The sequence below is a fragment of the Sporomusa sp. genome, assembly GCF_035561255.1.
Classification (GTDB): domain Bacteria; phylum Bacillota; class Negativicutes; order Sporomusales; family Sporomusaceae; genus Sporomusa.
Genome location: NZ_DATMXX010000144.1, coordinates 1 through 11044 on the forward strand (window position 1 = coordinate 1; position 11044 = coordinate 11044).

Genomic DNA, 11044 nt, shown 5'->3' on the forward strand with positions numbered 1-11044 from the left:
AATCAAGTGAGACCTGAGGCATCAGGCTAACTGCCGCCAATAAATGCTCCTGGGCGTCAGGTGCCATTTTCACCTTTAGTTCGGCAAGCCGTTCTAGCAGCCAAGCACGCAAATCCTTGCCCTTTATTGGCGCTACTTCCAAAACTACACCATTTTTCTCAAGGGATTTATACAACTTCCGGCGTTTATCAGCTTTATCAGTTGTAATAAACACAATATGACTATAAGCAGGCATATTACCAAATAGGTTTAGCAGACGTTCAGTTGAAGGATCGGCTTTATCAGGTACCTCCTCAGTGCCGCTCTTGCGTCCGGCACTGAACAAAGCCGTGTTGCGGACAATAATCAGGTTTTTACCGCCCATAAAGGGTATTGTTTCAATCGTATTGACCAATTCTGCCACAGGTGGATCAGACTCAAACACAATAAGGTTCATATCCCGGTCCTCAGGCGCTACAACAGCGTTAATTAATGCCTGCTCCACCTGCCGGGCATGATATGTTTCCTCACCATAGATAAGGTAAGAAGGAGCAATTTTGCTCTGCTTAAGGGATGTCATTACCGCTTTATAATCCATATGTCACCATTCTTAATTATTATTTAATATAAGTATCTACTGCTATGTCTTTGCCATCAGATCGAAAAACTATGGCTCCCATCTTATCTGTACGATATATCAGTGTTTCTATGGCCATTAGCCGTTTTAGTGTCTCCTGATGGGGATGCCCAAACCGGTTGCCGTAACCAACAGAAATAACGGCAAATTTCGGTGAAATCGCCTCTAGAAACGGTACAGTACTTGATGTTTTAGAACCATGATGACCGACCTTTAACACCGTACAAGGCAAAACACCATGGGTTAGCAGCGTGGCCTCCCCCGGAGCTTCCAAATCCCCGGTAATAAGAAAGCTGTGCTGGCCATAGCTTATTCGAATCACGCTGGACACTTCGTTACCAGAGATTGCATGGCGGTTAGCCTCAGCGTCGCCAACAGAGTGGTCAATGCTAAATAATACACCATCAAGCCAAAAGCTCTGACCAGTATATGCAGGAATAATAGTAATTGCGGGCTTGGTGTGAAGTAGCGCTTGCACGGCCGGCGAATACGCTTCCCGCGCCACCATAACATTATTAATTCTAATATCACCTGCCACGCCGGCTGCCCCACCAGCATGATCCTGATGTCCGTGAGTCAAAATTAAATAATCAACAGCAGTTACGCCATAATGTTTAAGGTATGGAGCGACTACCCGCTCCCCAATATCAAAACCAGAACTACCAAAACTGCCTCCAGTATCTACCAGAACTGCCTTGCCGTGCGGGGTAACCACCAATGTTGCATCCCCTTGTCCCACATCAATAAAGTGTACAGCCAAAGGCCTTGGATACCATACGCATATTACCATCATCCCGGCAACTAGTATTGCAGTAAGAGCGCATCGCTGCGGATATTGCTCAATAAGCTGCCCAGGTCCGCAAATATGAAACGGTCGCCAGCCATAGACCCAGGCTAGCAGCAAATAATAGCAGGCACTGCCTGCAAGCCCCACAGAGGGTATGTAAACAGAACTGTAGGGTACTGCTGCCAGTAGTGCAGTAATTATCATAACCGATCCTATTAGCAGACTACTAATGACAAATATTATATTCCCCATCCCCGGCAAAACAGTATAGATAACAACCCCTGCCAAACCAAGTATTATCACCAGTTCAATAATGGGCAGCACAAGGATATTAGCAACAACAGAGACTAACGGAAGATTGTTAAAATACCAGGCAATCAGCGGCAATACGCCAAGCTGAGCACTCAAGGTCACGGCCAACGGTCCTAATAGCCAGGCTGGCACTTGGGGCATACGGTCTAACGTCCGCTGGTATAAAAACACCAGACCGGCTGTAGCCCCAAAAGACAACTGAAAACTGATATCATAAAGCAACAACGGCTGGTGAACAAGCATTCCCAGTCCTGTAACAGATAAGGCAGCAGGTGCATAGTTTTCCCGGCCAATCACCACGGCGATCAAGCTAATTAAACCCATAACAGCTGAGCGTATTACCGGTGGTGTAAGCCCACTCATGACCGCATACAGAATGATGACCAAGGCTGCTAAGATTGCCGTCGTCAAAGAACCTAACCGCAACCAGTTGCCAAGCCACCTTATCAGACCTGCCACAAGGGCGATATGCGCGCCTGAAACCGATAAAATGTGGATCAGGCCAGTTGTTGCAAAATTATCAAGTACATTTTTATTGATGCCTTGATATCCGCCAAATAGCACTGCTGTTAAAATAGCAGCATCGTTTACCGGCATTACCTTTTGTAATGCATTAACAATTCCCTGTTGCCAGTTAGCAAGCATTACATGCCAGGAATATGAACTATTTAACGCGATAATCTTGATAGTTTGCCCTGGTACCGACAGACGGGCAGTAATGCTCTGGCGCTTGAAAACAGCTGTGCTATCTATCTGTCCCGGATTATTATAGCCATGTAACTCCCGGATCTTTCCATGAACAGCTATTCTGTCACCATAGGCTGCCGGCTTGAACCCCTGTTCTTTATATTGGGCGCTGATCCAAACTTTGCCACTAGCCTGTACGTATGATTGCCAATTTTCCGGTCTTACTTTTTCAACGCCGACCACATATCGTACCTGCCAATGTTGCGGCTCAGTTTCTATTACCTCCGGAACCATATCAACACAGCCTTCAACAATAGCTGTTTGTCCGATATAGTGGCTGATGTCATCGGGATATACTATCCTATCCTGGGTGTAATAAATCATCCCGGCAATAAAAAACAGGCCGATAAGCGGCCAAAGAGCCTGATGGCAATTAATGCGAACACGCCCTATAGCTGCCATCAGCAACACGATAGCCAGAGCAGTAAGAATCGAGATATTCCAGCTATATAATCCAGCTTGCCAAATGCCTGTTGCAAAAGCAGCACAGGTAAATACAAGGATATTATTTAGTTGCTCCATAATTATAGTGAGATTTTATCTTTAAATTGATTATATTTAGACTCACCAATGCCTGGTACATTTTTGATATCGGTAAGGTCTTTAAACGCTCCATTTGTCGTACGGTATTCGATAATACGTTCAGCCAGAGCCGGTCCAATACCAGGCAGCTTATCCAAATCAACTTTTGAAGCTGTATTTATATTTATCCGGTCACCGGTAGTGCTGGTAACACTACTGCCAGCTGGAACACCTGGGGTGCTTACAGCAGTAACTGCATAAGGAACATTGACTTGCATTTCATCTTTTAGTTGCAGGGCCAGATTAATTCTAGCAGCATCTGCCCCTGGTGAAAACCCTCCTGCTATAGCAACCGCATCAACCACCCGGCTGCCATGAGACAGTTTATACACACCTGGTTTAATAACACCACCACTAACATAAACGACAACATCGCTGCCTGTTCCATGAGCCGTGGTTGTATTTGCCGTTGTCGCATTCCCCGGCGGAGGTAATACAGTTACCCGAGCCTGATCATCAACACTTTTTTGCCAAAAACCCTGAAAACTATAGGCCAAGATCCCGCATGCCAGCACAATAATAATAATTAGCTTTTTCTGCAGAATTCCCATAACCCATACCCCGCATTTATACTTTTGAATTATACTTCAACATATGGAAGCAATATCCTGCTCTGTTTTTAATTTTATGGTACAAACTAAAACCGCCGGATTTCAGTTAACCAGCATATATTTCAGGGTTTACAATTAAGTTTCAAAGGTGTAATATACTAATCATATAGTAAACCGTACATATAATCCAGGTTAACAATAGTAAGGAGAGCAATCATGGACGCAAAACATATTGTTAAGCTCGGCGAAATGGTGCTGGATGGCTATCGTGTCACTACAGCAGATGCCCTGTCCTTAACGCCGATCGCGGAAGAGGATATTCCACTGCTTGGGGCTTATGCCAATAAGATACGTGCTAAATTTTCCGGAACATCTGTTGAAATGTGCGGCGTAATAAACGCCCGCTCTGGCAGCTGCACTGAAGACTGCAAGTTTTGCGCCCAGTCAGTTTACCACCACACAAGCTGTTCCCCATTTCCTCTAATCACACACAATAAAGCCTTAGAACAAATTGAACAACTCAGTAGAGACGGTGCCTGTCGAGCCAGTCTTGTCACCAGCGGTAAAGGCATGGAAACTGACCCTGATTTCAAGCCGATTGTCTCACTCATCCAATACGTCAATAAGCAATCAGCTGTTGGTATCTGTGCAAACTTAGGGACTGTCAGTTTTGACCAAGCCTTATTATTGGCGCGAGCGGGCGTTAAAAGGTATGCCCATAATCTTGAAACCAGCGAACGCTTTTATCCTGAAGTATGCACCACCCATTCCTATCAGGAACGCTTTAACACCCTGCTAGCTGCAAAAAACGCCGGACTTGAGCTTTGTTCAGGCGGAATTATTGGGCTTGGTGAAACCTGGGAAGACCGCATTAGTTTAGCTGTAACCCTTAGAGAATTAGATGTTGATTCCATCCCGATTAACATCCTTAATCCGATACCAGGTACTTCACTAGAGTCGCAAACACCGTTATCACCGCTGGAAATCCTTAAAACATTCGCCATCTTCCGCTTCATTCTACCTGCTAAAGTGATCCGTCCTGCAGGCGGCCGCGAAGTAAACCTCAGAGATATGCAGGGCACTATTATGCTCTCAGGAGCTAACGGACTGATTGTCGGTAATTATCTAACCTTTAACGGACGCGATACAGCTAAGGATTTTACAATGGTCTATGATGCCGGATTAAACCCGGGACCGAAAAATTAACTGGAGGAAAAAATGAGTTACAATTTAATTTTTGAACTAGGAACAAAGGTTTTAAATCAAGAACCGCTTACCTTTGAAGAAGCCATGAAACTTACCCAAATTGATGAATCAGATATTCCGATTCTTTTGGGAGTTGCCAATAAAGTCCGCATCACGTTTACAGGCAACCAAATAGATACCTGTGAAATTGTCAATGCCCGTTCAGGATCATGCTCTGAGGACTGCAAATTCTGCGCACAATCCGCGCATCACGATGTCAAAATAGATACTTATCCGCTAATGAGCCAAGATCAAATCCTGCAAGCAGCCAAAAGGGCAGAATCCCATGGCGCTTATCGATTTTGCATTGTAACTGCTGGTTGCGGTATGAAAAATGATCCTGATTTCGAGAGAATTACCGAATCAATCAAGCAAATAGGCAGCGAGACCGCTTTGGAGCGGTGTTGTTCACTTGGAATATTAAGCCCTGATCATGTTAAAGGGTTAAAAGCAGCAGGAATTACCCGTTACCATCACAACCTCGAAACAAGCAAAAGTTTCTTTGATAAAATATGTACTACTCATACATATGATGAGCGGATAGAAACTATAAAAAATGTCAAAGCTGAAGGCCTTGAGGTCTGTTCCGGGGGTATTATCGGTCTTGGCGAAAATTGGGAACAGAGAGTCGAACTCGCATTCGCCCTCAGAGATCTTGATGTCGACTCAGTACCTATAAATGTCTTAAACCCTGTAAAAGGTACTGCACTTGAGGGTCAAAGCCCGTTAAAACCAATGGAAGTCCTGCAGGCATTTGCAATATTCAGGATGATATTGCCTAATAAAATTCTTCGCTATGCCGGCGGACGCGAACAAGCTCTTGGCGAACTTGTTCCTCTGGGATTCCTGTCAGGAATCAACGGCATGCTGATTGGCAACTATCTTACCACAACAGGGCGTGGTGCCACGGCAGATCTTGATACTGTCCGCAAATTAGGACTTAAGCCTATTGCGGAATAAAATAATCTAATGAATAAAACTGATAAGACGAGAGCACCTATTACAGGATGCTCTCGTCTTATCTATTAGAGACCGCTTAGTAATTGAGCTAAGACTTTATATTTCACATCGCGAAGAGCCTGATCATAGTCAACAATATACCATTCGCCGTCAATTTTTTCCAAACCGACAGGTTTAATCTCAAAACCGAGAGAGTTTTGCTCCTGCTGTAAGGTAGCAACGGTTGCAACATAATTACCCTGTTGAGCCACTTTTTTTACGGAGAGTAAATTAGAGTTTTTAATAGAAGAACTACTTTGCCCGGTAACAAATTTTAACACTGTCTTCGTATCACTAACAGACGCCGGAGATACATAGAGCGCAGCCTCATTCATCCGATTACCTTTTGCTGCATCAAAAAAGGTATGTACCACTTCTTCTGGTGACAAACCTGATTGACGCGTAAGATCAGCGCCCCCACCACACCCTGCTGTAACAAGCAAAGCCATGATAAGTACCGCAAATAAGACAAATTTGTTTCTCATAATTAGTTTACTTCAACCCCTTTCGTGACATTATGGTAACTAGATATCTGTATTATATCATACAGCTCCCAAGTTTACATACGGTTATTTCTGTTAATTACTATCTATCATTAAATGAAATGGAAAATCAGCTAATAATATAGGCTGTAATGTGGCGACGCCCATAGTTAAAGGCTTCATCTACTGTTTCCATAGCCAGATCTATCCTATGACCTTGGATTGCGCCACCGATATCATCTGCAATCGCATAACCATACTCTGGAACATAGAGCTTAGTACCTAATGGAATAATATCCGGATCTACCGCCACCAGACCCCTGCGCAGGAAATTCCCCCGATAAGTAAAGTCAGTGCAGCCCTCATCATAACGGGTATACGCAGTAGATTCAAGCAGAATCGGACGCCAATTTCCCGGGATATCCGGTTCATACTTTGGATTATCTTGTCGGAGCGGTTTATCAAGGGCAGGTTTAACATTCTTAATCTTTTGTGGCGACTTAGCTTTATCCTTACTCAACTGCGCCTTGTTTTTAGGAGGCTTATATTTCTTCAACGCAGCTAATGTTTTGCTGCCAACAATTCCATCAACAGCTAATTTGGAGGTCTCTTGAAATCGTTTTACTGCCATGTATGTTGCCTTACCAAATATACCATCTGCTTTTCCTTGTAAAAAACCAGCTTTAATTAGCTGCGCTTGTACCTTTTTTACGTCATCTCCCTTCATTCCATAACGGACAATAATTTTGCTGCTTACCGCCTTATTAAGCGGCTTATTGGTTGCTGCCAAAGCGTCAACCGGGTGAAAACAAATGGCCAGCGTTACTAAAGAGAGAATGAGTTTTTTATACATTGTTTCACCTCATTATGTCATTCTATTCTAGTTATACCATAAATTATGTTAAATGGAATGGGATAAAAGCACTATTTATTCTGGTAAGTTATGGAGATAAAAAAACCTCTGCTCCCTAACCGTAGGTTGGAAGCAGAGGCTGCCTGTATCATTGCCAGCGAAAATAATAATAGGCAAACAGGTTTAAAATAAAAAGAAACGGTATTCCTATTACGAAACTTCTGTGTTTAGTCTTATGACGAAATCTATACATTCCACTCCAGATTCCGATAGCCCCAAAACAAAATGCACACAGAAACAGCGTACGTTCGCTGATGCGTTGCCCATGTTTCCGGGCCTGGTTTTTATCTACCATCATTAAACCAAATGTGAGTACATTCCAAAGTAGTACCAGTAATCCAATATCTATGCCTATACCGCTAATATGACCAACCCCCAGCTTACTACTACCTTTGCAGCTCTTTTGTAAAAGCAATTAATTTATTAGTTACGGCCACATCACCCATACCAAATATGTGCAGCCCATCCACGTGCCGGTGAACTTGTCTGATAAGCTCACATGCTACCTCAAACCCGCTTTTCCCCTGCTCCATTTCAGTAAGAATGTCCGCAGGAACAGTCACTCCAGCGACATTCTTATTGACAAACTCGGCCATCTTAAGACTTTTTAACGGCATTAAGCCTAACAAAACCGGTTTACCAAAAGCTTTAGCTTTATTGAGAAACTTTTGCGCCTGTTCTGCATCATAAATGGGCTGAGTCTGGAAAAAATCAGCTCCGGCATTTATTTTTTTCAACATATTATCGATTTCAGCTTCTAAATTGACCGCTGCGGGGGTTGCTGTAGCCGCTACAGTAAACTGTGTTTGACCCTTAAAGGCCACCCCGTTAGCGTCCAGCCCCTGGTTAAAGCTGTTTATAACCTCAATCAACCTGGCGGTATTATAATCATAAACTGCCTTTGATTGATAAGGGCCATGCTGTGGACCATCCCCAGTTGTAGGTAACAAGTAGCGAATCCCTAAGGTGTGGGCTCCCAGCAAATCAGCCTGAGTGCCCAACAAGCTGCGATCGCGGCAAGTATAATGCGGAATCGTTTCTATACCAGTCTCCTGCTGAATAACAGCAGCTGCCATTATTGAGTTCATTCGTAGTCTGGCATTCGGACAATCATGGATATTGATTGCATCCAAACCGCTATACTCCCTGGCTTTGACAATACTTTCGTTAATGTCTGTGCCATTTATACCGCCAAGTTCGGTGGTAAAAACAAAAGACTTACCCAGTTTGTTGATCAACATTTTATGAATTCCTCCCCAAAGTAATTATAGTATTATTCCATAAAAGGGAGCCAGTTCCTTTTATTTCATCCTTTTGCTTAGCCAACAACTTCTCAGCCCCAAAGGCAGAGTCTGCAACTCTGCCTTTGGGCCTTAACACTTTTTGAATATTATTTGGGCAGATGGTATGGAATCGTAGTTACAACAACCCTTTCTTTTAAAATAAGTATTGTTCTAAGAATCCAGCCTGTTTGGTTATGGAGTAGTCGATGCCACCATTTTTTGGTCTCAAACTCCGGTATCAGTACAGTTATATAGTCTTCCGGGGCTTTTTTTGATTGCATTTCCTCAACATAGGAGATTAAGGGCTGCATAATCAACCGGTAGGGAGATTGAATAGTAACTAGTTCAACACCCGGATTCCACACATCCCATTTATTCTTAACCCGTTGCGCGGACTCTTCATCACTAGCTATATGTAGCGCGATTATATTATCGCCAATTGTTTTGGCGTATTCTAACGTCTCAAAAACCACACGTGTAGGAGTCGAAACAGGAACAATAACGGTGTTTTTCCTTTCATTTTTTGGCCTGCTATACTCAATATCCTCCAGTGGGAGGTGTAACTGTTCAGCCATGTCATTGTAATGTGCTCTTATCTGTTTAAAAATATAAATCATTACAGGGATAAAAATTAGAATAATCCAGGCTCCATGAATAAATTTCGTTACAGTAATAATCAATACTACAAGGCCGGTAACAAATGCCCCAATTCCATTTATTAACGCGCGTAAACGCCACCCTCGCCGTTTTTCGCGAAACCAATGCACAATCATACCTGTTTGAGCAATTGTAAATGATACGAAAACCCCAATTGCATAGAGTGATATCAAATGGTCTGTATTTCCATGATACATAATAATCAGAATTGCTGCAGCCAATGTTAATAATATAATACCGTTTGAATAGGTAAGACGCTCACCACGCGCAGCTAAATACCGAGGCATATAGCCATCTTTCGCCACGATTGACAATAGTATTGGCAGGCCATTATAGGCTGTATTAGCAGCTAAATATAAAACCAGCATGGTCGTAACCTGAATATAGAAATACATTGGGCTACGCTCAAAGATGGCCTCTGCTAACTGTGATAATGCAGTCACACTATGTTCAGGCAATATATGATAATGCATAATCAAAAAAGTTATCCCGATAAACATAAAACCAAGGATACCAGCCATCCAATAGGTTGTAGCAACTGCATTGCGGGCAGCTGGTTTTTGAAACATCGGGACACTGTCGGCTATAGCTTCAATACCGGTCATTGAGCTGCACCCATTGGCAAAGGCTCTTAAAATGAGAAACAATATGGTCCAGTCTAATTGCTGCTGCGCTAAAGATTCTGACGGAATCACTACTGGCGACTGAATTGCCTGATATATTCCCACCACCAATAATCCCAAAATCCCAAACAAAAAGGCGTACGTCGGGTAAACAAAAGCATTTGACGACTCCCTGACCCCCCGCAGATTTAGTAACATTAGAACACCAAATAAAATACACAGGTCAACAACTACCTCGTTGCCGATTAGCCTTGGAAAAGCGGAAACAATCGCAGCAGTCCCCGCCGACACACTTACTGCAGCGGTTAGTACATAATCTGCGAAAACTGCTGCAGCAGCAATAAGCGCAGGCATTTCTCCCAGATTTTTCTTAGCCACCGCATACGCTCCACCACCGCCCGGATTCGCTTTAGCTACCTGAACATAAGATATAGCTACAATCATTAATAATCCCAGAATTGAAATGGCGACAGGTCCGATAAATCCATACGCGACTACTTGTGCTGCAACCAAGGTTAACATGATCTGCTCAGGGCCATAGGCCACCGAAGACAATGCATCTGAAGAAAATATTGATAGAGCCTTCCACTTGGGAAGTCTTTCATGGGCTAACTCTGTGTTATGAAGCGGTCTGCCAATTAGGAACCGCCTTATTACTCTCATCATTTGTCGATCTGCCTCCGTCTGCTATCCAGATTACTGTCTATTTATTATTGTCTTTACTACCTTCCACTTGGCATGGCCCCCTACAAATATTTACCTCCAGCTAAACGGTCAACAAAAAACGGCACAAGAAAACAGTAGGTAAGCCTATCCACTTACCGCTGAATCCTATGCCGGTCTACTAAACACCCAAGCGCCAACGCAGCCTCTGTGTTCTGTCCCCCAGTTATCTATTTAGTTTGCAAGGACAGAAAACCCCTTAGAAATTCTAAGTCTTTTCCTGTTCCTTGTTTAACTCTTTATGCGATACCCTGTATTATCCAGAATACATTTTCAGAAAAAAAAGAAGACCCACAAGGTCTTGCGACCCCTTGCATTGGCCTACGAAGTTAGCTGACGGGTAGGATGGCAAGAGATAAAACATCCCTTCTGCCAGATGGCAGAATAAACCCCCTGATTTGGGTCCTCCGCTTCCGTTTCCGGAACTCGACCTTCCTTTATTATTTAATTGCAAATATTTTACTAAATAAAATATGGCCTGTAAGTCATTAGAAGTACACTGATAATTTCAGGAACTGATAGCA

10 protein-coding genes and 1 riboswitch are annotated in these 11044 nt (G+C 43.3%); of the genes, 2 read left to right on the plus strand and 8 right to left on the minus strand.

The annotated features are described in order from the left end of the window. From holA to VN379_RS07990, 3 genes are all read right to left on the minus strand, one after another. Nucleotides 1-577, minus strand: a 577-nt coding sequence (holA, locus tag VN379_RS07980) for a DNA polymerase III subunit delta (RefSeq protein ID WP_325532599.1), incomplete at its 3' end; no start/stop codon positions are given. Between the two features lie 19 nt (nt 578-596). Next, a complete protein-coding gene (locus VN379_RS07985) occupies nt 597-2984 on the minus strand; it encodes a DNA internalization-related competence protein ComEC/Rec2 (protein WP_325532601.1) in 2388 nt (795 codons plus the stop codon). A gap of 2 nt (nt 2985-2986) precedes the next feature. Beyond that, nucleotides 2987-3595 (minus strand): ComEA family DNA-binding protein, encoded by a 609-nt coding sequence (locus VN379_RS07990; protein WP_325532603.1) that lies wholly within the window; start codon nt 3593-3595, stop codon nt 2987-2989. Nucleotides 3596-3811: 216 nt separating this feature from the next. Here VN379_RS07990 and bioB (VN379_RS07995) point away from each other — a divergent pair, with 216 nt between their 5' ends. Together bioB (VN379_RS07995) and bioB (VN379_RS08000) are read left to right on the plus strand one after the other, a co-directional pair. Further along, nucleotides 3812-4801 (plus strand): biotin synthase BioB, encoded by a 990-nt coding sequence (gene bioB, locus VN379_RS07995; protein ID WP_325532606.1) that lies wholly within the window; start codon nt 3812-3814, stop codon nt 4799-4801. A 12-nt stretch (nt 4802-4813) separates the two neighbouring features. After that, entirely contained in the window at nt 4814-5800 is a 987-nt protein-coding gene (gene bioB / locus VN379_RS08000) for a biotin synthase BioB (RefSeq protein WP_325532607.1), read from the plus strand. Nucleotides 5801-5865: 65 nt separating this feature from the next. On the opposite strand, the gene VN379_RS08005 is transcribed toward bioB (VN379_RS08000), so the two are convergent. The 5 genes from VN379_RS08005 to VN379_RS08020 all read right to left on the minus strand — a co-directional run bounded on the left by VN379_RS08005 (nt 5866) and on the right by VN379_RS08020 (nt 10463). Further along, complete coding sequence (locus VN379_RS08005) at nt 5866-6324, minus strand: hypothetical protein (protein ID WP_325532609.1); 459 nt, start codon at nt 6322-6324, stop codon at nt 5866-5868. A 127-nt stretch (nt 6325-6451) separates the two neighbouring features. Next, entirely contained in the window at nt 6452-7174 is a 723-nt protein-coding gene (locus tag VN379_RS08010; protein ID WP_325532611.1) for a peptidoglycan-binding protein, read from the minus strand. A 148-nt stretch (nt 7175-7322) separates the two neighbouring features. Further along, nucleotides 7323-7649 carry a DUF1294 domain-containing protein gene (locus VN379_RS25135; protein WP_414714975.1) on the minus strand — a complete coding sequence of 109 codons (327 nt, stop codon included), beginning with the start codon at nt 7647-7649 and terminating at the stop codon, nt 7323-7325. Then, a complete protein-coding gene (locus VN379_RS08015) occupies nt 7621-8475 on the minus strand; it encodes a methylenetetrahydrofolate reductase (protein ID WP_325532613.1) in 855 nt (284 codons plus the stop codon). Before VN379_RS08015 ends, VN379_RS25135 begins: the two co-directional genes overlap by 29 nt. A gap of 149 nt (nt 8476-8624) precedes the next feature. Then, complete coding sequence (locus tag VN379_RS08020; protein WP_325532615.1) at nt 8625-10463, minus strand: APC family permease; 1839 nt, start codon at nt 10461-10463, stop codon at nt 8625-8627. Between the two features lie 360 nt (nt 10464-10823). Next, nucleotides 10824-10962, minus strand: a riboswitch (cyclic di-AMP (ydaO/yuaA leader). Nucleotides 10963-11044: the final 82 nt, after the last annotated feature.